The organism is Christensenella tenuis, from assembly GCF_014287795.1.
GTDB classification, from domain to species: domain Bacteria; phylum Bacillota; class Clostridia; order Christensenellales; family Christensenellaceae; genus Christensenella; species Christensenella tenuis.
This window is the reverse complement of sequence record NZ_JACOON010000001.1, coordinates 654,264-678,913: the sequence shown is the minus strand read 5'-3', so window position 1 is coordinate 678,913 and position 24,650 is coordinate 654,264. Positions and strand designations below refer to the sequence as shown.

At 47.0% G+C, this 24,650-nt stretch carries 23 protein-coding genes; 20 read left to right on the top strand and 3 right to left on the bottom strand.

Annotated features, from left to right (window positions below; genetic code table 11):
• Positions 1–2 precede the first annotated feature (2 nt).
• From H8S18_RS14580 to H8S18_RS03290, 4 genes are all read left to right on the top strand, one after another.
• Positions 3–1,730 (top strand): sensor histidine kinase, encoded by a 1,728-nt coding sequence (locus tag H8S18_RS14580; protein ID WP_186856858.1) that lies wholly within the window; start codon positions 3–5, stop codon positions 1,728–1,730.
• Between the two features lie 112 nt (positions 1,731–1,842).
• On the top strand, positions 1,843–2,412 hold the full coding sequence (locus H8S18_RS03300) for a EutN/CcmL family microcompartment protein (protein WP_186856857.1): 570 nt from the start codon (positions 1,843–1,845) through the stop codon (positions 2,410–2,412).
• A gap of 14 nt (positions 2,413–2,426) precedes the next feature.
• The gene (mtnA, locus tag H8S18_RS03295; RefSeq protein ID WP_186856856.1) at positions 2,427–3,509 is read left to right on the top strand and encodes an S-methyl-5-thioribose-1-phosphate isomerase; all 1,083 of its coding nucleotides are present in this window, start codon (positions 2,427–2,429) and stop codon (positions 3,507–3,509) included.
• Positions 3,509–4,306, top strand: a complete 798-nt coding sequence (locus tag H8S18_RS03290; protein WP_186856855.1) for a class II aldolase/adducin family protein — start codon at positions 3,509–3,511, stop codon at positions 4,304–4,306. Before mtnA ends, H8S18_RS03290 begins: the two co-directional genes overlap by 1 nt.
• A gap of 134 nt (positions 4,307–4,440) precedes the next feature.
• Here the strand turns inward: H8S18_RS03290 and H8S18_RS03285 are convergent, their stop codons facing one another.
• The 3 genes from H8S18_RS03285 to H8S18_RS03275 all read right to left on the bottom strand — a co-directional run bounded on the left by H8S18_RS03285 (position 4,441) and on the right by H8S18_RS03275 (position 7,174).
• Entirely contained in the window at positions 4,441–4,743 is a 303-nt protein-coding gene (locus tag H8S18_RS03285) for a Dabb family protein (RefSeq protein WP_186856854.1), read from the bottom strand.
• Between the two features lie 11 nt (positions 4,744–4,754).
• Positions 4,755–6,476 (bottom strand): phospho-sugar mutase, encoded by a 1,722-nt coding sequence (locus tag H8S18_RS03280; RefSeq protein WP_186856853.1) that lies wholly within the window; start codon positions 6,474–6,476, stop codon positions 4,755–4,757.
• An 80-nt stretch (positions 6,477–6,556) separates the two neighbouring features.
• The gene (locus tag H8S18_RS03275) at positions 6,557–7,174 is read right to left on the bottom strand and encodes a lactate utilization protein (protein ID WP_186856852.1); all 618 of its coding nucleotides are present in this window, start codon (positions 7,172–7,174) and stop codon (positions 6,557–6,559) included.
• A 158-nt stretch (positions 7,175–7,332) separates the two neighbouring features.
• Between H8S18_RS03275 and lepA the strand changes: the two genes are divergently transcribed.
• The 16 genes from lepA to era all read left to right on the top strand — a co-directional run bounded on the left by lepA (position 7,333) and on the right by era (position 24,636).
• Complete coding sequence (gene lepA, locus H8S18_RS03270) at positions 7,333–9,138, top strand: translation elongation factor 4 (RefSeq protein WP_186856851.1); 1,806 nt, start codon at positions 7,333–7,335, stop codon at positions 9,136–9,138.
• A 20-nt stretch (positions 9,139–9,158) separates the two neighbouring features.
• Positions 9,159–10,289 (top strand): radical SAM family heme chaperone HemW, encoded by a 1,131-nt coding sequence (hemW, locus tag H8S18_RS03265; protein WP_186856850.1) that lies wholly within the window; start codon positions 9,159–9,161, stop codon positions 10,287–10,289.
• Positions 10,290–10,526: 237 nt separating this feature from the next.
• Positions 10,527–11,564, top strand: a complete 1,038-nt coding sequence (hrcA, locus tag H8S18_RS03260) for a heat-inducible transcriptional repressor HrcA (RefSeq protein WP_186856849.1) — start codon at positions 10,527–10,529, stop codon at positions 11,562–11,564.
• A 14-nt stretch (positions 11,565–11,578) separates the two neighbouring features.
• Complete coding sequence (gene grpE / locus H8S18_RS03255; RefSeq protein WP_186856848.1) at positions 11,579–12,169, top strand: nucleotide exchange factor GrpE; 591 nt, start codon at positions 11,579–11,581, stop codon at positions 12,167–12,169.
• Positions 12,170–12,230: 61 nt separating this feature from the next.
• Positions 12,231–14,111 carry a molecular chaperone DnaK gene (gene dnaK, locus H8S18_RS03250; protein ID WP_186856847.1) on the top strand — a complete coding sequence of 627 codons (1,881 nt, stop codon included), beginning with the start codon at positions 12,231–12,233 and terminating at the stop codon, positions 14,109–14,111.
• Between the two features lie 107 nt (positions 14,112–14,218).
• Positions 14,219–15,328 (top strand): molecular chaperone DnaJ, encoded by a 1,110-nt coding sequence (dnaJ, locus tag H8S18_RS03245; RefSeq protein WP_207721630.1) that lies wholly within the window; start codon positions 14,219–14,221, stop codon positions 15,326–15,328.
• Positions 15,329–15,424: 96 nt separating this feature from the next.
• Positions 15,425–16,366 carry a 50S ribosomal protein L11 methyltransferase gene (gene prmA / locus H8S18_RS03240; protein ID WP_186856846.1) on the top strand — a complete coding sequence of 314 codons (942 nt, stop codon included), beginning with the start codon at positions 15,425–15,427 and terminating at the stop codon, positions 16,364–16,366.
• Complete coding sequence (locus H8S18_RS03235) at positions 16,363–17,094, top strand: 16S rRNA (uracil(1498)-N(3))-methyltransferase (protein WP_186856845.1); 732 nt, start codon at positions 16,363–16,365, stop codon at positions 17,092–17,094. Before prmA ends, H8S18_RS03235 begins: the two co-directional genes overlap by 4 nt.
• 1 nt (position 17,095) lies before the next feature.
• On the top strand, positions 17,096–18,370 hold the full coding sequence (gene mtaB / locus H8S18_RS03230; RefSeq protein ID WP_186856844.1) for a tRNA (N(6)-L-threonylcarbamoyladenosine(37)-C(2))-methylthiotransferase MtaB: 1,275 nt from the start codon (positions 17,096–17,098) through the stop codon (positions 18,368–18,370).
• 14 nt (positions 18,371–18,384) lie between these two features.
• Positions 18,385–18,729 (top strand): histidine triad nucleotide-binding protein, encoded by a 345-nt coding sequence (locus tag H8S18_RS03225; RefSeq protein WP_186856843.1) that lies wholly within the window; start codon positions 18,385–18,387, stop codon positions 18,727–18,729.
• A gap of 195 nt (positions 18,730–18,924) precedes the next feature.
• Positions 18,925–19,098: a 30S ribosomal protein S21 gene (gene rpsU / locus H8S18_RS03220; protein ID WP_046444557.1), complete on the top strand. Its 174-nt coding sequence runs from the start codon at positions 18,925–18,927 to the stop codon at positions 19,096–19,098.
• Between the two features lie 196 nt (positions 19,099–19,294).
• Entirely contained in the window at positions 19,295–20,236 is a 942-nt protein-coding gene (locus tag H8S18_RS03215) for a PhoH family protein (protein WP_186856954.1), read from the top strand.
• 20 nt (positions 20,237–20,256) lie between these two features.
• Entirely contained in the window at positions 20,257–22,518 is a 2,262-nt protein-coding gene (locus H8S18_RS03210) for an HD family phosphohydrolase (protein WP_186856842.1), read from the top strand.
• Entirely contained in the window at positions 22,499–22,996 is a 498-nt protein-coding gene (gene ybeY, locus H8S18_RS03205; RefSeq protein ID WP_186856841.1) for an rRNA maturation RNase YbeY, read from the top strand. Before H8S18_RS03210 ends, ybeY begins: the two co-directional genes overlap by 20 nt.
• Complete coding sequence (locus tag H8S18_RS03200; RefSeq protein ID WP_186856840.1) at positions 22,986–23,735, top strand: diacylglycerol kinase; 750 nt, start codon at positions 22,986–22,988, stop codon at positions 23,733–23,735. The genes ybeY and H8S18_RS03200 overlap by 11 nt, the downstream gene beginning before the upstream one ends.
• Positions 23,736–23,745: 10 nt before the next feature.
• Positions 23,746–24,636, top strand: coding sequence for a GTPase Era (era, locus tag H8S18_RS03195; RefSeq protein WP_186856839.1), 891 nt, complete (start codon positions 23,746–23,748; stop codon positions 24,634–24,636).
• Positions 24,637–24,650: the final 14 nt, after the last annotated feature.

The following is a 24,650-nucleotide window of genomic DNA, read 5'->3' as shown; positions in this document are numbered from 1 at the left end:
ATGTGAAAAAGAAAATTGTACAATTAACTACCTGCATTCTGGTGGTGGCGCTGGTAGTAACGGTATTGGTTTCTATGGCAAGTTTCAAGGGAACCTATACAAACGATGTAATCGCCGTACTGAAGGGGAACATCAACGCGATGGAACTTTCCTTAGGGGAACACACTGATTATCAGAAAATGGCAAATGAATACCAGAAGGCTTATGGGCAGAACAACCGCGTTACGGTCATTGCAGAGGATGGAACCGTCCTTGCGGATACGCAGGCGGATTCGGAACAAACGGAAAACCATCTGGAGCGGCCGGAGGTGCAGGAAGCGCTTGCGGGCAGGTTTGGCTCCGAAGTGCGTTACTCCGAAACAACAGGGCAGGATATGATCTATGTGGCAAAACAAATGCCAAACGGGGTGATTATCCGAAATTCCATGCCGCTTGATAATGCGACTGCTGTGGTCAACCAGACGCTTCCGGTTATTATTATCGTGTTCATCCTGCTCGTGGTGCTGGCGGTTTTCCTTTCAGGAAAGATTGTGAGCAACACGTTGAAGCCGTTTAGCCAGCTTCATGATTCTATACAGGGTTATATTGAGGGAAAGCAAGAAAAACTCAGTATCGAGAGCCCTTATCCGGAATTCGACGATATCGCACAGGCATTTTCGCGTATTTCGGAACGGCTGAACCGCTATATAGAAAAAGTAAAACTTGAAAACCGTAAGACGGCGCTTATCATCGACAGCATTAATGAAGGCTTGATGATCTTGGATGAAAAAGAGGAGGTGCTCCTGATCAACACGGCTGCCAAAAATATTTTCGGTGTGAACGGAGAACCGCTGAGTGAGAACATCCTTCATTATATTCGCCGCCCGGATATTGTATCCAAACTTGAAAAAGCGCTTACTAAGAAGAAAAACATGCAGTTTGAGGCACGCAACGATGAAGACGGGCGTACGTATCGGTTTTATACAAGTATTGTGGATGAACCAGCCTTTATGAATGGGCAAGGCGGGTATGCGATGCTTGTCCTGATCAGCGACGTAACGGATATCGAGCTTTCTGAACGCGTACGCCGGGATTTTGCGGCAAACGTTTCCCATGAACTGAAAACACCGCTTACCTCCATCAATGGATTCGCGCAGCTTGTTGCCAATGGCATGGTGGAGGACGAAAAAAGCATAAAAGCTTACGCGAGACGTATTTCTGAAGAATCAGACCGGCTGATGGGCCTGATTAACGATACGTTGATGCTGTCCGAACTGGAGCAAATCAGTATTGATGAAGCAATCGAGACTGTAGATATCGCGAAAGTGACGGAAGATGTGCTGCATCTTCTCGAGGACAACATCGTAAAACGGGATCTGAAAGTTCATGTCAGCGGGGCGGCGGCAATAATGGCGAACAGGAACCGTATCCGGGAACTGATGCTAAACCTATGCGACAATGCCGTCAAATATAATAAAGAGGGTGGGAGAATAGATATCCGGCTTTCAGAGCAGGACACTTTTGTGGAAATTGAAATACAGGATACCGGGATTGGGGTACCTGAGGATGAAGTGAACCGCATCTTTGAGCGTTTCTACCGTGCGAAAAATTCGGGAGGCTCTACGATAAGCGGGACGGGACTTGGCCTTGCGATCGTCAAGCATATCGTTGCACTTTATGAGGGAGAGCTTACCATGGAAAGCCGCCTCGGCGAGGGGAGCCGGTTTATTGTCCGTCTGAAGAAAGATTAAGCCTGGAAAATACGCATTTTAAAGGATGCGTATTTTTTTGCTATAGTTGACATTGCCTTTTCCAAATATTAATATGAAGTACGAAGGCATTAAAAAACGGGAGGAATGCGGCATGCAACTGGCAAAGATTGTTGGAACTGCAAAAAGCATCACAAAATCCGATGAACTATATGGAGCGGAGCTTCTGATTGCGGTTCCGGTAAATATGGAAACCATGCAGGAAGACGGGGAGCCGTTTTTAGTGGCGGACAAACTTGGCGCGCAGGAAGGGCAGGTCGTGGTATGCGCGGCTGTATGCTCCCAGCAGCAGGAGAATACCGTAATTGACAAGATAATTGCTATTCCGGAAACTATTTTTCGGGACGGGGAAAAACAATTGAACCAGGCAGCGGACAGCGAAGAAGCGGCAGAGGCACCGCAGGACTTACTTGAAGGAATCGATCCGGTTTCAGATCTAACTGCTGAATTTAAAGCGTTACATCAGGAGCTTGACCAGCTTTCAGATAGAGATGTGCCGAGCCAGAATACAAATTCTGTTCCGTATGAAGATTATGCGAAATACCTGACTACTGACTTCGAGCCTGTGGATGTACCGCCGGAAATACCGAAAAGTTCGGAAAAAGAACGGGAGAAACGGCAGGGCTATACTCGCGTGGGCTATCGAAGCGAAAAGAAAAAATAGAATCAGGAGAAGAGATGGAGACGATTTTTGATATGGAAACCGTGGCGCTCGACGACGAAGACAGCGCCCTTTTAATTATTGACCAGACACAGTTGCCAGGACGCCGCGAGATTTTGCGTTTGAAAGATCAAAAGAGTATCTGGAATGCAATTTATTTACTCCAGGTGCGCGGCGCTCCGGCAATCGGGGTTTCTGCGGCGTTTGGAATTTATCTTGCGGCAAAGGAAATTACCGAAACAGATTTTGAGGCATTCTATGCGAAATTCGAAGCGGCACGGGATTATCTGGATTCAGCGCGTCCAACAGCGGTAAACCTTTCATGGGCGCTGCGGCGGATGGACGGCGTGGTGCGCGCAAACAAGGAAAAACCGGTTGAAGAGATTAAAAAATTACTCCTAAAGGAAGCACATGAGATAAAAGCGGAAGATATTCGCGTATGCAGGGCGATTGGCGAAAATGGCCTTGCCCTCCTGAAGCCGGGCATGGGGCTTTTGACACACTGCAATGCCGGGCAGCTTGCCACTTCTAAATATGGTACGGCGACAGCGCCTATGTATCTTGGGCAGGAGCGGGGATATGATTTCCATGTGTTTTGCGATGAGACACGCCCCCTGCTGCAGGGAGCGCGGCTTACGGCGTTTGAGCTTACGGAAGCAGGCATCGACACAACGCTCATTTGCGACAATATGGCGCCTTCCGTTATGAAGCAGGGATGGGTGGACGCCGTCTTTGTTGGATGCGACCGTGTTGCGGCAAATGGCGATACAGCCAATAAAATCGGGACATCCTATGTGGCACTTGCTGCAAAACAATTCCAGATTCCGTTTTATGTATGCGCGCCAACCTCGACCATCGATATGAACTGCAAAACAGGCGGAGAAATTCATATTGAGCTGCGTCCGGCGGAAGAAGTGACGGAAATGTGGTATGAAAAAAGGATGGCGCCTGAAGGAGTGAAAGTTTATAATCCGAGTTTTGACGTGACGGATGCCGAATTTATTACGGCAATTATTACGGAACATGGCGTAGCCTATCCGCCATATGACGTTTCTTTAAAAGAGATTTTTGATAAGAAGAAAGGCGGGACGGAAAAATAATGGAATATCTGCCGGTTAAACAGGCGAAAGAGCAAATCCTTGATATTGGGAAACGGATGTATCAAAAAGGCTTTGTCGCCGCAAATGACGGAAATATCAGCTGCAAGATTGCAGAGGATGTTATTCTTACTACGCCGACAGGCGTATCCAAAGGTTTTATGAACGAGGATATGCTGGTAGAAATGACACTCGGCGGAGAAATTTTGAGGCAGGGGGCTTATGCTCCTTCTTCAGAGGTGAAGATGCATATCCGCGCTTACCTGGAAAATCCTTCTATTATGGCAGTGACGCATGCACACCCTCCGGCGGCTACGGCGTTTGCCATTGCGGGGATTCCGCTTGATCGGCCGCTTCTTACCGAACCGATCGTACTGCTGGGCAGCGTACCGGTAGCAAAATATGCTACGCCCGGGACACAGGAAGTTCCAGATTCCATTGCGCCATTTTGCAAGACGCATAACGCGGTGTTGCTTTCCAACCACGGAGCGCTTACATGGGGGAAAGACCTCTTACAGGCATTCTACCGTCTGGAATCCGTAGAATATTATGCCATGATTACAATGTATACGGAAAACATTCTGGGGAAGGCAAATTACCTGAGTGAGCAACAAATCGTTCCTCTCTTGAAAACGAGGAAAATGATGGGGAACCACTGCGGCGGAGAGCCGCTGTGCAGTGCAGAGGAAACAAATTGCATGGATTTTATGCCACAGTGCGGAACGGTGGAGAAATACGCGACAGCACTGGACGTTTTAGTTGAACGCATTGCAGAGCGTGTTGCGGAAAAGATAAAATAATTTTAGAGACGCGGTGTCCTACAGGAAAAACGAAAGCATTCCCAGACAGGCAAAAGTGAATAAAAATTTATTTTATAACAAAAAGACCGGGTTCTTGTGAAAAAAGACCGGTCTTTTTTCATCCAATATAAACGTCAAATTTCTTTCAAATCAATCTCCATAAAATCGGTTACTTCCGTGTTCCAGCGCTCCTCCACGAACTTACAGTGGTCGGGATGGTTGTTATAACTTTCATAATCCTCCGGTTTCATAAAGTCAAAAGAAAAACCATACGTATAGTTATTTTTCGGGCTGATTTCCCAGCACTGCATAACATTTCGGGCAAAGGGAATGCCGGCGAATACTTTCTTTGCCGTTTCAATAAAATCTTTTGCGCGGGGATCCTCTTTCGCATACTTGAGATTAAATACCACCATGTGTCTAATTGCTGCTTCCATATTTATTTCTCCTATTCCGTAAGTTTGTCAATCAGGTTGACAGCGCTTACTTTTAATTGATCCAGTTGATATTCTGCCTGTTGCCTATCCATTGAAAAAGCGGAAAGATATGATTTCAGCTTAGGTTCCGTGCCGGAAGGGCGGATGATGAACCGTCCGCCATCGAGCTCGAAATAGAGCACGTTCGATTGCTCCATATCGATTGGTTCGGCTTTTCCGGTTGACATATCAAAGCGTTCCTGTTTTAGGTAATCCCGCACTGCAATCACATGGAAATCGCCGATTTTTTCAGGATACTTGTCACGCAGCAAACGAACGGCGTTCTGAATTTTCTCAATACCTTCTTTGCCGTATAATGTTTTTGAAACCACCAGTTCTTCGAACCAGCCATATTTTTCGTATATATCGATAAGTGCCTCATACAGTGTACGGCCGAGGGAATGATACCAGCATGCGGCTTCGGCAATCATCATGGCGGCCTGCACCGCATCCTTATCGCGCACGAACGCGCCCTGTAAATATCCATAGCTTTCCTCAAAGCCAAAAATAAACTTGCCTTTCCCCGTGCGCTCAGAGAGCTTGATTTGCTCGGCAATAAATTTAAAGCCTGTAAATACGCTGCGCAGTTCTACTCCGTAGTGTTTGGCAATCACATCCACCATATCGCTGGTGACAATAGATTTGACGACAAATTCATCACCAGAAAAAGTTTTTTGCTTTTGCGAAAGCACATAATCCATCAATAAACAGCCAATCTGATTCCCCGTTAAAATTACAAATTCGTGTTCTGTATTGCGGATGGCAACGCCAAGGCGGTCACTGTCCGGATCGGTCGCGAGGATCAGGTTTGCATCTTTCTGATTCGCCAGCTCTATTGCGAGATCAAAGCATTGACGTTCTTCGGGATTAGGCGCTTTTACGGTCGGGAAGGCCGGATCGGGATGCTCCTGCCCGGGAACGACGTGCAGATTGTCGACCCCCAGATCTTTTAAAACGCGCCGTACCGGTATATTGCCTGTGCCGTGCAGGGGAGTATATATAATGTTAAGTTTGTCGGCCTGTTGTTTTATAATTTCGGGATGAATGCACAGCGCTTCCACCTTTTTAAAATAAATTTCATCCAGATCTTTTCCAATATAGGTAAGCAAGCCTTTACGCTCCGCCTCGTCGAGCGGCATGGACTCAATATGGAATATATCGTCGATTTGCGAAATATATTGGGTAATGCGGTCGGAATCTGCAACAGGGCACTGCCCGCCGTCGTCGCCGTAGACTTTATATCCATTGTATTCGGGAGGATTGTGGCTTGCCGTAATAACGACGCCCGCTGTTGTTTTCAATTCTAAAATCGTAAAAGAAAGCTGAGGGACGCTATGCGGCGTATCATACATGAATACACTGATGCCATTTGCGCAAAGAACACCCGCCGTTTCGCGCGCGAAAAGATCACTGTTTTTACGCGTGTCATATGCAATAGCAACGCCGGCAGTTGGATCTCCGTGGGCCAGGATATTGTTTGCGAGCGCTTGTGTAGCGCGCTTTACTGTGAATATGTTCATGCGATTGGTGCCCATGCCGATGATACCGCGCATTCCGGCAGTACCAAATTCCATTTCTTTGTAAAAGGAATCCTGCAATGTTTCCGTGCTTTTTGCCGTAAGCGCAAGCTCTGCCTCATACTCTGTTCCCGTCAATGCGTCTTTCCAGACTTGGTAAGTTTCCTGATAAGTCATGAGAGTGCCTCCTCGTGAATGCCGCTCCCGCAATCGTCATGCGGACTGGCTGATTTATATAAATATGGGTTAGTCGCTCCTCAGAATCCGAGCGCATCGTTTACCAGAAGGATATGAATTTCTTTTCCTTTTGGCGGATATTGGATGCGCACCGTCACTTTGCACATGCGTTCGGGCGAATCGCAGTTTCTGCATACGCCTTCCGTAGCGCATGGGGTGGAAAGACCGAGGCGCTTTGCATTCTTTGGACAGGCGCTTTTTTTAATCCGGGCAATGGCATCATGCGGTCCCTTGCTGATTTTGTTCGTGCCGCACAGCACGACCACCTTATCCGGCCCAAAGAACATTGCAGCGACCCGGTTGCCGTTACCGTCAATATTGATAAGATCTCCTTCGCGCGTCAAAGCATTGGTGGAGGTAAGGTATACGTCCGCTCCCATGGCACTGCGCCACACCGCCATATTATCGGGATTTTCTTTTTTGCGCTCAAGCGTTTGGGAATAAATAGTTTTTCCTGTCGCAACGACTTCGTCAAAAAGTCCGGATTCTTTAATGGTTTGGCTGCCTCCGATGCCAATGGAGTCCGCGTCCGCAATCAATTCCATTACGCGCTGTTTTGCGGAAACGACATCTTCAAAGAATTCGGCGTGGAATCTTTTTTCATTGAGTAAATTTATGAGATCTTGATATTCATCCATAGGAAAGCCCCCCTTTTTACAACAATAGATGAACCTGCTCTTCTTTCACTATTATATTATTATATACCACAACCGGGCTATGAGCTACCGATTATTTTATTGATTTTTGGACGGCGTTTGCGTATCATTAAGGAAGAAAACCAATATTAGGAGAACGTATGAAGAACGAGTATCAGAAAAATATACGGAATTTTTGTATTATCGCGCATATAGATCATGGAAAATCGACGCTTGCAGACCGGCTGATTGAAATGACGGGCACGGTTGCGCAGCGGGATATTAAGGAGCAGCTTCTCGATACGATGGACCTTGAACGGGAGCGCGGGATCACCATTAAATCACAGGCGGTGCGTATGCTCTATGAACGCGATGGCATAGAGTATGAATTAAACCTAATCGACACGCCCGGGCATGTCGATTTTACTTACGAGGTATCGCGTTCGCTCGCCGCATGCGAGGGAGCTGTGCTCGTGGTGGATGCAAGCCAGGGAATCGAAGCGCAGACACTTGCCAATGTGTATCTTGCCATGGACAACGACCTCGAAATTATTCCGGTAATCAATAAAGTGGATCTGCCGAGCGCACGCCCGGATGAAATTGCCAAAGAGATCGAGGATGTCCTTGGGCTGGATGCGTCCGACGCGCCGCGCATCAGTGCGAAGAGCGGCGAAAATGTCGGACAAGTTTTAGACGCAATCGTAGACAAACTTCCCGCACCGTCGGGTGATGAAGAAAAGCCTTTAAAGGCATTGGTATTTGATTCTTACTACGATAATTATAAAGGCGCGATTAGCTATGTACGCCTGATTGATGGATGTGTAAAGGAAGGTACCAAAATCAGGTTTATGGCGTCGGGGAAGGTCTTTGACACTACGGAGGTCGGCGCGTTTGCGCCGGAACTCGTTCCAACAAAGGAATTGAAAGCAGGGGACGTTGGCTATATTGCAGCCAGTATCAAGAATGTCGCGGATACGCGCGTGGGTGATACGGTGACGGATGACCAGCGGCCTGCCGCACAGGCACTTCCGGGTTATAAAAAGATTACGCCCATGGTATACTGCGGTATCTATCCGGCAGATGGAGCCAAGTATGACGATTTACGCGATGCTCTGGAAAAGCTGCAACTCAACGATGCATCCCTGCTCTACGATCCGGAGGTATCGGTTGCGCTTGGATTCGGATTCCGCTGTGGTTTTCTGGGGCTTCTGCACATGGAGATCATTCAGGAGCGGCTGGAACGTGAATTTGATCTTGACCTTGTAACAACAGCGCCCAGCGTTTCTTACCGCGTATGTATGATGAGCGGGGAGGAACTTGAGATAGACAATCCGACGAACCTTCCGGACCCGTCGATGATCGAGTATATGGAAGAACCGATCGCCAAGGTAAGTGTGATGACGCCGGATACTTATGTGGGAGCTGTGATGGAATTGTGCCAGGAAAAACGGGGTGTTTTTAAAAACATGGAATACATTGAAGCAACCCGTGTACTGTTGCACTATGAAATTCCACTAAACGAGATTATTTACGATTTTTTTGACAACCTGAAATCAAGGACGCGCGGATATGCATCCATGGATTATGAAGTGCAAGGTTACGCGAAAAGCGATCTTGTTAAGCTGGATATTTTACTCAACGGGGAAATGTGCGACGCGCTTTCCATTATTGTGCATCGGGACCGCGCGTATGGGCGGGGAAGATCCATCGCTGAAAAGCTCAAGGAAGTAATTCCAAGGCAAATGTTTGAGATCCCGATTCAAGCTGCGATCGGTGGAAAAATCATTGCACGGGAAACTGTGAAAGCGCTGCGCAAGGATGTTTTGGCAAAATGCTACGGCGGTGATATCAGCCGCAAAAAGAAGCTGCTCGAAAAGCAGAAAGAGGGCAAAAAACGAATGAGGCAAGTAGGCAGCGTAGAAGTGCCGTCGGAGGCATTTATGAGCGTCCTCAAGATGGATAAATAAACTGGTTAAAAGAGGGCAAAATGCTGGGTATCTATTTACATATCCCTTTTTGTGTAAAAAAGTGTAATTATTGCGATTTTGTGTCTGTAGAACGAAAAGAACTCATAGAAGCGTATTTTTGCGCGCTAAAAAATGAGATTGAGATGACGGGGCGGATGTATAGACGAAAAGTGGATTCCGTTTTTTTCGGAGGCGGCACACCATCTTTCCCACCGGCGCAGTATCTTGTGGAAACTATGGACGCGCTTTGCCGCGCCTTCGACGTGCAGGCAGATGCGGAGATTACCATCGAGGCGAATCCATGTTCTCTAGATGCTTCAAAACTAAAAGAATATCGCAGGGCAGGGATCAACCGCCTGAGCATCGGGTTGCAAGCGGTGCAGGATCACCTTCTCAAAATGCTTGGCAGGCAGCATACATACAGGCAGTTTGAATATGCCTATAGCTGTGCGCGCGAGGCAGGTTTTAATAACATCAATATTGATGCCATTTATGCGCTGCCTGGACAAAAAATGGCAGACTGGGAGGAAACCCTGCGTTTTATCATGGAAAAGGAGCCGGAGCATATTTCAGCCTATGCGTTGAAATTTGAACCCGGGACCCCCATTTTTCAGGGATTACAGATAGGAGAAATTATTCCAATAAACGAAGATATGGATCTTGCGATGTATCATATTGCCCAGGATATGCTAACGAGCCGGGATTATGATAATTACGAGATATCCAATTTTGCAAAAGAAGGCTTTGAATGTTCCCATAACCTGAAATATTGGAATTTACGGGATTACCTCGGCCTTGGCGCAGCCGCACATTCCTGCGTAGACCATATGCGCTTTGCCAATACGGGCGATGTAAAAAAATATATTTCCAATATGAAGTCGGGACAGCTGCACTATGCTTCCTCCGAACTTATTTTGGAACGGGAACGCAAGCTGGAATATATCATGCTCAAACTGCGGCTCAAAAAGGGCTTTTCATTTTTTGATTATAAAAGCAGGTTTGATGAGGATTTTCGCCAAGCATTTCCCACCGAGCTGGAAAAGGTGGTTTCGCTTGGCCTTGCCGAAACGGATGGGCGCGGTTTATATCCCACGAGACGCGGATTCGATCTCCAAAATCAGTTGGTCTCGATTTTGATTCAAAATCTATAATCTTTAATCTTTGGGAAATTTAAATTTTCCGGTAGAAATTGCAGAACCTGGGAATTGTTCATAAAATATTCATCTGAAACGTTTATTATTTTAACAAACCATATTGACAACCAACCGGCGGGGTGGTATCTTTATATCAAGGAATTAGCACTCGACAATGATGAGTGCTAACAAATCGGTTTATAACCGGTTTTTTGTGTATATAAAGATACTACCGCAAGAAAGGAGGCGCGCGGCATGGAGCTTTCGGACAGAAAACTGAAGATACTGAAAGCGATTATTGATGACTATATTGATACCGGAGTTCCGGTTGGATCGCGTACGCTCTCCAAGAAACCGGATCTGGATTACAGTCCGGCGACGATACGCAACGAGATGGCGGATCTTGAAGAACTTGGGTTGCTTGAACAACCGCATACTTCAGCGGGAAGAACGCCAAGCGATAAAGCGTACCGGTTGTATGTGGACAGGTTGATGCATATTGACCGTATCACGAAGGATGAAGCAATGTTCATCCGCAATTATTTCGATACGCGGGTGGATGAAATCGGGGAAGTATTGACTTCGGCAGCCAAAGCGTTGTCGGATGCCACGAAGCATATCTCCATGGTGACGGCACCAAACCTTGAAAGCGTGAAGCTGAAGCGTATCCAGATCGTAAAAATTACAGAAACAAAGGGACTTCTTGTTTTTGTGACGGATAACGGCCTTGTACAGGATAAAATGATCAATATACCGCTTGCGATGGATGCGCATCAATTGGAAATTCTTTCCAATATGTTGACAGACCAGGTACAGAACGTTTCACTGAAAGAAGCGGAAGAGATTATCAGGAGTTCCTGCATGGACAGTCTGAAAGAGCAGAAAATGGTCATGGGAGAAATCTTGGATGCGATTAATCTCAACCGGGAAAAGAAAGAGCTTGTGTTTGGCGGCGCGCAAAATATATTCAATTATCCCGAATATAAGGACATCAGTAAGGCCCAGCATTTTCTGCAGCTTTTGGAAACCAAGGATGTGCTTTACAAGGTGATGTCTGCAGCGACCGATCTTGAATTTTCGATTAAGATTGGACGGGAAAACCCTTACGATGATTTTAAGGATATGAGCATCGTAACGGCTACTTATAAAATAGGCGGAGAAAAAATCGGCTCATTTGGCGTGATTGGGCCGACACGGATGGATTACGCACGCGTACTTTCAGTGTTAAATTATGTAGGTATGAGTTTGAGCGACATTCTTTCATGTTTGCTGCAGACAGAGAATAAAGAATAAGGCAGGTAAAAAAATTGGCGGAAAAACAGGAAAAGCAGCAGGTAAAGCAGGCTGCGGAAGAAGTAAAAGGACAGGCCGTGGAAGATCAGGTGGAGGAACCAAAATCTGGGGAAAAAGAAGAGAAAAAACCGGCTAAGCATAAAACGGCTTCCAAAAAGGATAAAACGCAGGAAAAAATAAAAATATTGGAAGCGGAAAAAGAGGAATATTTAAACGCCCTGCAAAGAGAACGTGCGGATTTTGAGAATTATAAGAAACGCAACGCAACACTTGCAGCGTCGTCGTTCCAGAACGGGGTTGCGGATACTGTTATGGTCATGCTGCCGATTTTGGATAATTTCGAGAGGGCGCTTGCCGTAGAATGTGGTGATAAAGCGTTTTTCGAAGGAATGAATATGATTATGCGGCAAATGAAGGATGTCCTCAAAAATTTGGGGGTGGAAGAAATTGCGGCGGATGGCCAATTCGATCCGGAACTGCACAATGCAGTAATGCAAGCGGAAGAAGAAGGAGCTGAAACAAATCAGATTATCGAAGTGCTGCAAAAAGGATATAGCCTGAACGGAAAGGTGCTGCGGCATTCGATGGTAAAGGTTGCAAAATGAAGACAAGGCGGAACGCCTTATCATAAATAATCGAAAACAATTTTACAGGAGGTTTTCATAAATGGGAAAAGTAATCGGAATTGACCTTGGAACAACGAATTCGTGCGTGGCAGTCATGGAAGGCGGCGAGGCCGTCGTAATTCCAAACGCAGAAGGTGCGCGAACCACACCGTCTGTCGTGGCTTTTTCAAATAATGGCGAAAGATTGGTTGGCCAGGTGGCGAAGCGTCAGGCTGTGACCAATCCGGATCACACCGTTATGTCGGTCAAGCGTGATATGGGTACGGACAGGAAAATTGATATTGATGGGAAAAGTTATTCTCCGCAGGAGATTTCTGCAATGATTCTCCAGAAGCTGAAATCGGATGCAGAAGCTTACCTTGGTGAAACGGTTACACAGGCAGTCATTACCGTTCCGGCGTATTTTTCTGATTCGCAGCGGCAGGCGACAAAAGACGCAGGCAAAATCGCGGGCCTTGAGGTGTTGCGTATTGTGAACGAGCCTACGGCGGCAGCGCTTGCTTACGGACTTGAAAAAGACAACAACCAAAAGGTTCTGGTATACGACCTTGGCGGCGGTACCTTTGATGTGTCGCTGCTTGAAATTGGCGACGGCGTAATTGAAGTGCTTGCTACAAGCGGAAACAACCGTCTTGGCGGAGATGATTTTGATGATAAGATTGTCGGATGGATGGTCGGAGAGTTCAAGAAGAGCAACGGTATCGACCTTTCCGGTGATAAGATTGCAATGCAGCGTTTAAAGGAAGCGGCAGAAAAGGCTAAAATCGAACTTTCCGGCGTGATGCAAACCAATATCAACCTGCCTTTTATTACGGCAGACGCTACTGGACCCAAGCATCTCGACCTCAACCTCACGCGGGCGAAGTTTGACGAGCTTACGGCGGATCTTGTTGCCGCGACGGAAGGGCCGACCACAAATGCAATCAAGGATGCGGGAATCAGCAGCTCGGCTATCGATAAAATCCTGCTTGTAGGCGGTTCTTCGCGTATTCCAGCCGTGCAAGACATGGTCAAACGGATTACGGGAAAAGAACCCTTCAAAGGCATCAATCCGGATGAATGCGTAGCCATGGGCGCGGCGATTCAGGCAGGCGTTCTTGGCGGCGAGGTCAAGGATGTATTACTTCTCGACGTAACGCCGCTTTCTCTCGGTATCGAGACAATGGGTGGTATCTGCACAAAGCTTATCGACAGGAACACAACCATTCCGGCAAAGAAGAGCCAGATTTTCTCTACGGCTGCGGATGGGCAGACAAGTGTGGAAATCCATGTGCTGCAAGGTGAACGCGAGATGGCGGCTGCGAATAAGACGCTCGGACGGTTTACGCTTACCGGCATTGCACCGGCTCCTAGAGGCGTTCCGCAGATCGAAGTTACTTTTGATATTGACGCGAATGGTATCGTAAATGTGTCTGCTAAGGATATGGGCACGGGTAAGGAGCAAAAAATTACGATTACAGCATCTACAAACCTTTCAGATGAAGAAATCGACAAGGCTGTAAAAGATGCGGAAAAATTCGCGGCTGAAGACGAAAAGCGTAAGGAAGAAGTAGAAGCACGCAACAATGCCGACTCATTGATCTATCAAACGGAAAAGACACTGAAAGATCTCGGAGACAAGGTGCCGAAGGAAGACCAGAAAAAGATCGAGGATGAATTGGCGGCAACTAAGGAAGCGCTGAAAACGAACAATCCGGATACCATTAAATCTGCTACGGAAAAGTTGCAGAAGGTTTCGTTTGATACGTTTGGCAAGATTTACCAGCAAGCGGGCGGCGATCCGAACGCAGCAGCGGGCGGTGCGGGTTTTAACCCGAATTATGATCCGAACGGCGGCGCAAAGAAGGATGATAATGTAGTAGATGCGGACTATGAAGTCGTTGATGATGACAAAAAAGACGACGATAAAAAAGAAAAATAAGAAGAACGAATTATAGGGGATAGGCGGAAAATTTCTTCAAAAGCCAGAGTATTATACTTTGGCTTTTGGAGGTTTTCAAGATTCTGAGGGAAGAGGTAGCGTGAATTTTGGCTAAGGACTATTACGAGACGCTTGGCGTTGGAAAAGATGCGAATGCGGACGAAATCAAAAGTGCATACAGAAAACTTGCCAAGAAATATCATCCCGATATGAATAAAGGGGATGAAAGCGCAGCACAGAAATTCAAAGAAGTAAATGAGGCGTACCAAGTATTGAGCGACGACCAGAAACGACAGCAATATGATATGTATGGTACGGCAGATGGAGCCGGCGGCTTTAATGGGCAGGGCGGTTTCGGTGGGTTTGGAGACTTTGGCGGGTTTGGCGATATCTTCGACAATATTTTTGGCGGCGGTATGCGCAGCCGGCCGGCAAACGGCCCTCAACGCGGCAGCGATATCCGCGTCAACATGAAACTTTCCTTTGAAGAAGCGGCACAGGGGGTAAAGCATGATATCAGCATCACCCGGCTCGAACAGTGCAATGAATGCGGAGGAACAGGAGCGGCAAAAGGAACGGAACGCAGGACATGCCCCACATGCAACGGCACGGGGCAGGAACGCGTGCAACAGCAAACCGTATTCGGCAGCTTTGTGAATGTGCAGCCCTGCCGTACATGCGGAGGAGAAGGAACCATTGTAGATACTCCGTGTGAGAAGTGTAAGGGAAAGGGAACTACGCAGCAGCAACGCACGATTTCTGTAAACATTCCGGCGGGAATTGATAATGGCCAGATCCTGACCATGCGCGGAGAGGGAAATGCGGGAAAACGGGGCGGCCCGTCAGGAGACCTGCAGATTGCCATTTCCGTAAAGCCGCATAAGCTGTTTGAGCGTCTGGGAAATGATCTTTACCTTGACATGGATATTACGATGATGCAGGCGGCGCTCGGCGATGAAGTTGAAGTCCCAACGCTTGACGGAAAGGTGCGTTATAAGATAGATGCCGGTACCCAGCCGGGAACGATCTTCCGGCTTAAAAACAAGGGAATAAAACATCTGAATTCAAGCCGCATGGGGGATCTTTATGTGCGCGCAAACGTACAGATTCCTAAAAAGTTAAATGAGCGCCAGAAGAAAATTTTGCGTGATTTTGAAGATAAAATCCGGTCAAAGGATAAGGAGACTACATTTTCCAAACCCAGCGACGCATTTTAACCGGTTTCAAAGAAGAGCGGGAAACTGCTCTTTTTTGTTGCATTGGGAAAAGGTTTACGGGTATAATAGAGTGAAGTTTATAGCGAGGTATGGTAAATGGACTGGCTGAAGATCGGAATACGAACACAAAAGGAAGCAGAAGAAATTTTTTCCGCCCTGCTTATGGAAGCAGGCGCAAGAGGAGTCTCCATTGAAGGAGATAACGCAGCATGCGCCAAAGATGGGCTCCCGTGGGATTATTTGGATGAAGAGGTTTTGGCGAAAGTACCTTTTTGCGTAACGGCATTTTTCCCATGCGATGGGAATGAGCAGAAGATTCTTTCGGATGTGAAGGAGCGTGTACGGCAGGTTAAAGGAATGAATCTTGGCGTTCCGCTGGGCAGCCTTGAAATTATTACGCAAACTGTATGTGAGCAGGATTGGGAAAATGCATGGAAGGCTTATTTCAAACCGGTTAAAATTTCTGATTTTGTAGTAATCAAGCCAACATGGGAACAATATTCCGCCGCGCAGGATGATGTCGTTATTGAAATTGACCCGGGCATGGCTTTCGGAACGGGAAACCACGAAACAACACGGATGTGCGTGCGCTTTTTGGAAGAATATATCGAGCCTGGAATGACGGTAATCGACGCCGGATGCGGAAGCGGAATCCTTTCAATTGCCGCTGCGAAATTTGGCGCCAAGAAAGTCTTTGCGCTTGATCTTGACCCTGTCGCTATAGAAGTAACGGAGGATAACGCAAAACGGAACAGATGCGGGGGAGAAATTGAGGTCCGGCAGTCCGACCTTCTCGCAGAAGTACCGGAGGATGTGCAGGCGGATATTGTCGTCGCCAATATTATTGCGGATGTAGTCATTGCGCTCAACAAAGTGGCGCAGGGGTATATGAAACGCAATGGGATGTATATTTGTTCGGGCATCATTGATTCCCGGCTGGACGACGTAAGAAAGTCGCTTGAGGAAATGAAGTTTAAGGTGATTCAAATTCTGGAAGACGGAGAATGGCGGGCAATCGCATGTAAATACAGAGGATGAGACGTTTTTATTGGCCGGATATTTCCGGGAAACATATTACAATTAAAGGTCAGGAAGCAAAGCATATTTCCCGCGTGCTGCGGATGCAGCAGGGCGATATGCTTATTCTGTTTGACGGAAGTGGGACGGACTATTCCTGCGTTATTACGGAAATGGATGAAGACGGAGTCATGGTACGCGTGGGGGAAAAGAAAAAATCCGATAAGGAGCTGCCTGTTCAAATCACACTTTACCAGGCAGTTATTAAAAGCGACCATCTCGATTATGCGGTGCAAAAATGCACGGAAGCCGGGGTGCATGCATTTGTTCCCTTTTTAAGCGAACGATGTGTAAAGCGTCCGGATGCGAAATCCGCCGGAAAACTTGTCGAACGGGAAAACCGTATCGCGCTAGAAGCTGCTAAACAATGCGGCCGCTCCTTTGTCCCCACGGTTGGAAATCTTGTTATGTTCAAAAAAGCGGTAGAAGACATAAGGCAAAAAAGCGGCTTTAAGCTTGTCGCTTACGAAAATGAGGAGCGCACGACGATTAAAAAAGTGCTTGAGACTCAGGTGGTAAATGAGATATTCTTGTTTATCGGGCCAGAGGGCGGCTTTACAAAAGAGGAAATTCATATGCTTGGGGAGGCGGGCGTGGTGTCCTGCTCACTTGGAAAATTGATTTTACGCGCGGAAACAGCAGGACTTGCCGCAGCCGCGATGATTGGCTATGAATATATGGGGAAATAGCATGAAGGTTGCGGCGTATACTCTGGGGTGCAAGGTGAATCAATATGATACGAACGCTATGGTTGAGCTCCTTGAGAAAAGTGGGTTTGAGCGTGTTGAGTTTCATGAAGAAGCGGACGTCTACCTGATCAATACATGTACAGTGACGAATACTGCGGATAAAAAGTCGCGGAATATGATTCGCCGCCTGCATAAAAATCATCCGGAAGCTGTTATTTGTGTATGCGGTTGCCTTGCTCAGCGCGATAGCGAGGGAATTTTGGGAATCGAAGGGGTCAGCGCAGTTATTGGAACGGAAGAACGGAGCAGAATTGTACAGATCGTCCGGGAGTGCTTTGATGGGAAAAAAGTTGACGGCGTATGCGAAATTGGAAAAGGATTTGAAGAATTATCGGTCTCTTCCGCGGGAGAACTCACGCGGGGCTATATCAAAATCCAAGAGGGCTGCAACAATTTTTGCAGTTACTGCATCATTCCTTATGTACGTGGGCGGGTTCGCTCACGCGCGAGTACGGGCATTTTATCTGAGGGCAGAGCACTTGCGGCACGCGGAGTACAGGAAATTGTGCTTACCGGAATTCATATTTCATCCTATGGACAAGATAATGGGGAAAGCCTTCTGAATGTGTTGGACGGTCTTAATGGGATTGAAGGCATCGGGCGTATTCGGTTAGGCTCCCTTGAACCGCATATCCTAACCAGGGAATTCCTTGGCGAAATAAAGAAACTGGGAAAAATATGCCCTCATTTTCATGTGTCGCTCCAAAGCGGAAGCGATGCGGTCTTAAAGAGAATGAACCGGAAATATACCTCTATGCAGTTTGCGGAATATATGGAGAATATACGTGAAGCATATGACCGGCCTGCGATTGCCACTGATATTATTACGGGATTTCCTGGAGAAACAGAGAGAGAATTTGAGGAAACGTGCCGATTTGCGGAAGAACAGGCCTTTTCGCGCATCCATGTGTTTCCCTTCTCGGAACGTGCGGGTACGCCTGCGGCAGAAATGGGCGGTAAGGTTCCTGTAGACGTGCGGCGCAGCCGCGCCAATCGGCTGATAGAGGTTGGGAAGCAGCTTGAATGCAGATTCGCCGGAGAATTTTTAGGAACCGTACAGGCGGTACTGTTTGAACAAGAAACGGAAAACGGATTTGCGGAAGGATATACGGACCGGTATCTGCGCATTCATGCGGCGGGAACTCCCGGAGGCTTCCAAAATGTTTTGTTAAAGAAATATAATGATGCTATACTATATGGAGATATCATAAAGTAAAGGAGTACAAATGAATGGAAGATTGCTTATTCTGCAGAATCATTACGGGCGAAATCCCATCTAACAAAGTGTATGAAGATGAGTTTGTATATGCGTTTACTGACATTGATCCCAAAGCGCCGGTGCATATATTGATTATTCCGAAAAAACATCTGAAAAGTATTTTAGAAGTAAAAGACGGAGATTTTGAATATATTGATGCAATGATAAAAGCGGCGCAGAAAATTGCTGCCGAAAAGGGAATTGCGGCGGATGGATTCCGGCTTGTATTCAATACCGGAGAAAATGGCGGACAAACGGTGCCGCACTTGCATTTACATCTTCTCGGAGGGAGATATCTGGAATGGCCGCCCGGCTAAGGAGGCGGACAGGTTAACATTTACTTGCGATGAGAACACGCCTGATAGGGAATTTCACAGCCCTGATGGATGTGAGGCATTTTTGCTGGAATTAGTTGTTGACAGAACGCCGCGATTTTACTATAATACAGGGGTATGAAATAGCTCCCAGTTCCTGTTTTGGATGGGAACAGAGTACGGGAGGAGGGGAGATTAATGTCTGAGATACGCGTAGGCGAAAATGAAACACTGGAAAGTGCTCTGAGAAGATTCAAGCGTAAATGCGCAAGAGCAGGGGTTCTGGCTGAAATCCGGAAACGTGAGCATTATGAAAAACCCAGCGTAAAAAGAAAGAAAAAAGCGGAAGCGGCAAGAAAGAGAAAGCATTAAGTTTTGGTGCGGTTTCTTACCAGATGTTGAAAAGCAAAGACAACAGGCTACTCGCAGGATGCGGGCAGCCTGTTTTTTCATAGGAAATAAGGTGTGGGCTTTTTGGAAAAAATATGGTACTATGCATATGTGGATATGAAACCGGGAGGATTTTTTGAATTTGGCAGAAACACAGATTGATATTTCGTTTGACAGTATGGAGCAGATGGCCGGCGTATTCGGTAATTTCGACGAGAATATTAATATTATATCAGCGGAGACTGATACGGCGATCCGCGCGACGGAAAATGGAATTTGTATTACAGGAGAGGCGAAAAAAGCGCAGCTTGCTGCCGATGTTATTGAAGTGCTGAAAAAGATGTACGGAAAAAATGAAACGATCAATCAGGATTCCGTAAATTATGCGATGAACCTTGTACAAGACGGCCATCAGGATTTAGTCAATGAAATGATGTCTGATGTGGTAGCGATTACAGCAAAAGGCAAACAGATCAAATGTAAATCTTACGGGCAGAAAGAATATATCCAGGCGATCAAAGACAATACGGTAGTGGTTTGTATCGGCCCGGCCGGCACGGGTAAGACCTATCTTGCGATGGCAATGGCGGTTGTCGCACTCAAAAACAAACAAATTTCACGCATTATCCTAACCAGGCCGGCCGTCGAAGCCGGGGAGAACCTTGGATTTTTACCGGGAGACTTACAAAATAAAGTCGACCCGTATTTGCGCCCTTTGTATGATGCTCTTTATGATTTTATGGGAGCGGATGCTTATGCGCGCCTCTCCGAAAAAGGCGTGATTGAAGTGGCACCGCTTGCCTACATGCGAGGGCGTACACTGAATGATGCTTTTATTATCTTGGATGAGGCACAAAACTGTACGATGGAACAGATGAAGATGTTTCTCACGCGCTTTGGAGAGAACGCCAAGGTTGTCGTTACCGGAGATATCACCCAAATTGATTTGCCCAAAGAACGTGCCTCCGGTTTGAAAAAAGTGGTTGAAATATTGAAGAATATCAAAAATATCGCAATCGTTCATTTGGATCAGAAGGATGTCGTACGCCATCCGCTGGTCAGGAACATCATCAAGGCATTCGAGAAGTATGAAAACAGGCGTAAAAATACGATTGTTTAGACTGTATACGAGGATTGACTATGGTTTTGAAAGAGACATTTCGTAAAAAAGCGGCGATGAACCTGCTGATGGCAATTGGTTCCCTTGTGCTTTGCGTTGCGATTGCACTTTTTTCATTGATGCCCCAGACCTATGATATCACGAGCGGTGAAATTTCAGATATTACAATTACCGCGCCAACCGATGTCATCGACGAAGCGGCGACCCAACGTATTATCGAAGAAGAACAAGCCAAAATCGGCCCGGTTTACAATACGGATGCAAATACTACGCAGCAAATCGTAAAGAAGATTTCCGAAGATTTTGCCGCATTTGAAAATGCACGCGCAGCTGCGGAAGAAATTTATAACGCGGATCAGAAAAAGAAGCAGCAAGATGTAGAAGAAACAATCACGGATGCGCAGCAGGCGAATGCTGCTAATCCGGCGGAACCGGTTCCTGTGCCTACAGCATATGCCACCGTACCATTTGACCCGAAAAAAACGGAATGGGAAACGCTCCTTACGGAAGATAATGTAAATACCCTTAAGGATTTACTGCCGGACTACATTACAACCGCCCAACTTTATCATATCGTTAGTATGACGTCTGGCCAGCTCGCAGATATGAAAGATTCGATTACCAATCACGTACAGGACGTCCTCTACGCGGGGGTGCGGGCAGATGATATCGATTCAGCCAAGACAGATGTGGTAAGCGCGACTACGGAACAAAGCGATATGACCGATGAAGAGAAAGAACTTGTGTCGGCCGTCGTTACAAACGACTTGTATCCCAATATGGTGTTTGATGAAAAAGCGACCCAGCAAAAGCGGGACGAGGTCGCAGCTATGGTTACACCGATCGAATATAAAAAGGGACAGAATATTGTGCGGAAGGGCGAACTTGTTACAGACGACCAATATGCTGTATTAAAAAGCCTTGGCATGCTGGCTGCGGAATCCACTTCTATCAAGCCGTATGCGGCAGTAACGATTTATATTGTGTTGATTTTTGTGATGTATGCGGTCTTTCTTGCGGTGTTCAACCGCAAGCTTCTGCTCGATACAAAAAAAATAGCGATACTTGCGATCCTGACGGCGGCGGCTTATGGGATAACTTCAATTGCACAACTTGTAGCAATCCATTTATTGCCAGTATTTTTGTTTGTTATTTTGGGCGCGGTCTTACTTTCGCCAAAGAATGCGATTGTGTATAGTGTCTTTTTATCCCTTCTATTGATGAGCGTTACGACGGGCGGGCAAAACATGTTCAGCACGACGTCGCTGATGTTGCTCCTGATTATGCTTACCGGCGGTTTCTTTGCTGTCTATATCCTGAAAGATATGCGGTATCGTTCGCGGCTGGTGCTTGCTGGCCTTGTTGCAGCAATACCAGGGGTTGTCATCGCATTGCTTGTATGGATGCTGCAAGTCCCTCTACTTTCAGACCAGCCCCACAACGGACAGCAAATGTTCTCCGGAATGGCGATGATTGCAGGCAGTGGCGTATTGTGCGGTATTGTCAGTATTGGCGTACTTCCAATCATTGAAAATGCATTCAATCTGACTACGCCGACCAAACTTCTCGAGCTATCCGACCCAACCCACCCCCTGACAAAACGGTTGATGATTGAAGCCCCTGGGACTTACCATCACAGTATTTTGGTCGCCAATCTTGCAGAGGCAGGATGTAACGCAGTAGGGGGATTTTCGTTGCTTGCACGTGTCGGAGCTTATTTCCACGATATCGGCAAGGTGGAACATCCTCTGTATTTCAAGGAGAACCAGAGAAATAATATAAATATGCATGATTCGCTTCCGCCGGAACGCAGTGCGGAAATTATCCGGCATCACGTACCTGCGGGAGTAGATTTGTTGCGTAAGTACAAAATGCCGCGTGAAATCATTGAAATTGTACGCAACCATCATGGAAGCGGTACAGTCGGCTATTTTTATGCGGAAGCATTGGAGCGGGACCCCCGTACAAAGAAAGAAGATTTCCAATATGAAGGAAATCCTCCAGAGACGAAAGAGCAGGCAATCGTTATGCTTGCTGACGTCGTGGAGGCAGCGGTACGCAGTCTTGATAATCCATCGCGTGAAGAGATTTCCGCTATGGTACATAAATTGGTCAAAGCCCGATATGATGAAGGACAGCTTGATAACGCACCGCTCAACAGGCGCGATTTGAAGTTGATTGCCGAAGCGTTTATCAATATTTTTGACGGCGTTTATCATCAGCGGATCAAATATCCGGAAATCAAGATACATGGAGCAGAAGATGACGATAACATTCTCTGACGAACAGAATCAAATAGAAGTGACGGATAAAATTTCAGCCGCGATCAGAGCCGCACTCGAGGCCGCACAGGCAGAGCTTGGGGTTCCGGCATGCCTGAACCTGCTCTTTACGGATAATGAAGGAATCCGGGAACTAAACCGGGAATTTCGCAATATTGACCGGGCAACGGATGTATTGTCCTTTCCGGCCTACGAGCTTCCTGCGCTTTTGACGGAGTGCTTCGATGAAATCGAGGCGGAATATGTGGAAGGGGAACTTTTCCTTGGGGATATTGCCATTTCTATGGAGCGGGCACAGGCGCAAGCAGCAGAATATGGGCACAGCCTGATACGGGAAGCGGCATTTCTGGCGCTTCACGGGACCCTTCACCTGATGGGGTATGACCACATGACGTCTGGGGAAGAAGCAGTGATGACAAAAAAACAGGAGGCGCTTTTGCAGTCTGTTAATATTGGCAGGGAAATGGATGGAATCTAACGAAACAGGGAAAAAATATAGGCCGAAGAAATCGTTGATGAACAGCTTTAACCATGCCATCAACGGTTTTTTGCAGTCGTTTAAGATGGAGCGCAATATGAAGATCCATGTTGCGCTTGCGGTTGTTGTTACGGTCACAGCGCTTCTTACGCAGGTTACGCGCTTTGAGATGATTGCGCTTGTGCTTGTTATTGCGTTTGTGTTTTTTGCGGAGCTGTTTAATACGGCGATTGAAGCGGTGGTGGATATTGCCTCCAGGGGCGAATATAACGAACTTGCCCGTATTGCCAAGGATGTCGCGGCGGGGGGCGTTTTTGTTGCGGCGATGAGCGCGCTTGTGGTGGGCTACCTCGTTTTTTTTCGAAAATTATACACGATTTCTTATGCATCGGTCAGTTATATCAATAATTTGCCCGCTTATATTACGTTTGCAGCCTTGATGCTTGTGTTTGTAGCTGTGATTGTTATGAAATCCCGTTTCATGAAAAAGGGCGGGAATTATATTCAGGGGGGGATGCCGAGTGGGCATACTGCCTTCGCTTTTGCGCTGTTTACCGCCATTGCCTTTGTATCCGCCGATCCGGTTGCCTCGACCTTTGCGGCAGTACTTGCCCTGATCGTCGCAGAAAGCCGCATGGAAACCAAAGTACATACCTTTGCAGAAGTGCTGGTAGGCGCGCTTATGGGCGTCGTGATTACGGTGCTTGTGTTTGAGGTGGGAGAATTGATTATTCATTAAGGAGAAGGAAATGGAATTTAAATCCGGTTTTATTGCGCTTACAGGCAGCCCAAATGTGGGGAAGTCCACACTGTTGAATGCGCTTGTGGGAACAAAAATTGCCATTGTATCAAAAAAGCCGCAAACTACGCGCAGCCGCATTACCGGGGTACTTACGCGCGAAGAGTATCAAATGGTTTTTATGGATACGCCGGGCTTGCAAACGCCGAAAAACAAATTAGGGGAATTTATGTTAAAAACGGCGGAACAAACCGCGCGGGATGTAGATGCTGTTTTGTTTGTAGCGGATGCTAAAGTCGGCGTGCGTGAAAAAGACGAAGAAATACTTAAGCGCCTCGGGACCGGCGAAACGCCTCTTGTTATTGCCCTGAACAAGATCGATGCAGTGGATGGCGAACGTGTCCGGGAGCAGGAAGAAATTCTGGGAAAATACGGTAGGAAAGTTTTTCGGATCTCTGCTGCCGAAAAACTTGGCCTTGCGGAGCTGGTCGAATATCTGAAACAGTATCTTGTGGAAGGGCCGATGTATTATCCGGCGGAGATGGTTACGGATCAGCCGGAACAGGTAATTGCGGCGGAGTTGATCCGGGAAAAAGCGCTGAAAAGTATCGGCAAGGAAATCCCGCATGGTATCGGCGTTGTTGTAGAGAAACTTGAACGGGAAGAAGATCGGGAACTTACCAATATCGATGCTGTGATTTATTGTGAGAAAGATTCCCATAAAGGAATTATTATCGGAGCAGGCGGCAGGATGCTGAAAAAAATTGCTTCAGCCGCGCGTGAGGATATGCAGATGCTGTTTGGCGGAAAGGTTTTTTTGCAGGTATGGGTTAAGGTGAAGCCTGACTGGCGGAACAAGAGCGGAATGCTGCGGACGCTCGGATATGACGAACGGCAATAAAGTGGAATATTAAT

What these genes read in the sequence shown, in the direction of transcription:
- H8S18_RS03300 (WP_186856857.1), top strand. Translation starts at nt 1,843, where the DNA reads ATGCAACTGGCAAAGATTGTTGGAACTGCAAAAAGCATCACAAAATCC.
- mtnA (WP_186856856.1), top strand. Translation starts at nt 2,427, where the DNA reads ATGGAGACGATTTTTGATATGGAAACCGTGGCGCTCGACGACGAAGAC.
- H8S18_RS03290 (WP_186856855.1), top strand. Translation starts at nt 3,509, where the DNA reads ATGGAATATCTGCCGGTTAAACAGGCGAAAGAGCAAATCCTTGATATT.
- H8S18_RS03285 (WP_186856854.1), bottom strand. Translation starts at nt 4,743, where the DNA reads ATGGAAGCAGCAATTAGACACATGGTGGTATTTAATCTCAAGTATGCG.
- H8S18_RS03280 (WP_186856853.1), bottom strand. Translation starts at nt 6,476, where the DNA reads ATGACTTATCAGGAAACTTACCAAGTCTGGAAAGACGCATTGACGGGA.
- H8S18_RS03275 (WP_186856852.1), bottom strand. Translation starts at nt 7,174, where the DNA reads ATGGATGAATATCAAGATCTCATAAATTTACTCAATGAAAAAAGATTC.
- lepA (WP_186856851.1), top strand. Translation starts at nt 7,333, where the DNA reads ATGAAGAACGAGTATCAGAAAAATATACGGAATTTTTGTATTATCGCG.
- hemW (WP_186856850.1), top strand. Translation starts at nt 9,159, where the DNA reads ATGCTGGGTATCTATTTACATATCCCTTTTTGTGTAAAAAAGTGTAAT.
- hrcA (WP_186856849.1), top strand. Translation starts at nt 10,527, where the DNA reads ATGGAGCTTTCGGACAGAAAACTGAAGATACTGAAAGCGATTATTGAT.
- dnaK (WP_186856847.1), top strand. Translation starts at nt 12,231, where the DNA reads ATGGGAAAAGTAATCGGAATTGACCTTGGAACAACGAATTCGTGCGTG.
- prmA (WP_186856846.1), top strand. Translation starts at nt 15,425, where the DNA reads ATGGACTGGCTGAAGATCGGAATACGAACACAAAAGGAAGCAGAAGAA.
- H8S18_RS03235 (WP_186856845.1), top strand. Translation starts at nt 16,363, where the DNA reads ATGAGACGTTTTTATTGGCCGGATATTTCCGGGAAACATATTACAATT.
- mtaB (WP_186856844.1), top strand. Translation starts at nt 17,096, where the DNA reads ATGAAGGTTGCGGCGTATACTCTGGGGTGCAAGGTGAATCAATATGAT.
- H8S18_RS03225 (WP_186856843.1), top strand. Translation starts at nt 18,385, where the DNA reads ATGGAAGATTGCTTATTCTGCAGAATCATTACGGGCGAAATCCCATCT.
- rpsU (WP_046444557.1), top strand. Translation starts at nt 18,925, where the DNA reads ATGTCTGAGATACGCGTAGGCGAAAATGAAACACTGGAAAGTGCTCTG.
- H8S18_RS03215 (WP_186856954.1), top strand. Translation starts at nt 19,295, where the DNA reads ATGGAGCAGATGGCCGGCGTATTCGGTAATTTCGACGAGAATATTAAT.
- H8S18_RS03210 (WP_186856842.1), top strand. Translation starts at nt 20,257, where the DNA reads ATGGTTTTGAAAGAGACATTTCGTAAAAAAGCGGCGATGAACCTGCTG.
- ybeY (WP_186856841.1), top strand. Translation starts at nt 22,499, where the DNA reads ATGACGATAACATTCTCTGACGAACAGAATCAAATAGAAGTGACGGAT.
- H8S18_RS03200 (WP_186856840.1), top strand. Translation starts at nt 22,986, where the DNA reads ATGGAATCTAACGAAACAGGGAAAAAATATAGGCCGAAGAAATCGTTG.
- era (WP_186856839.1), top strand. Translation starts at nt 23,746, where the DNA reads ATGGAATTTAAATCCGGTTTTATTGCGCTTACAGGCAGCCCAAATGTG.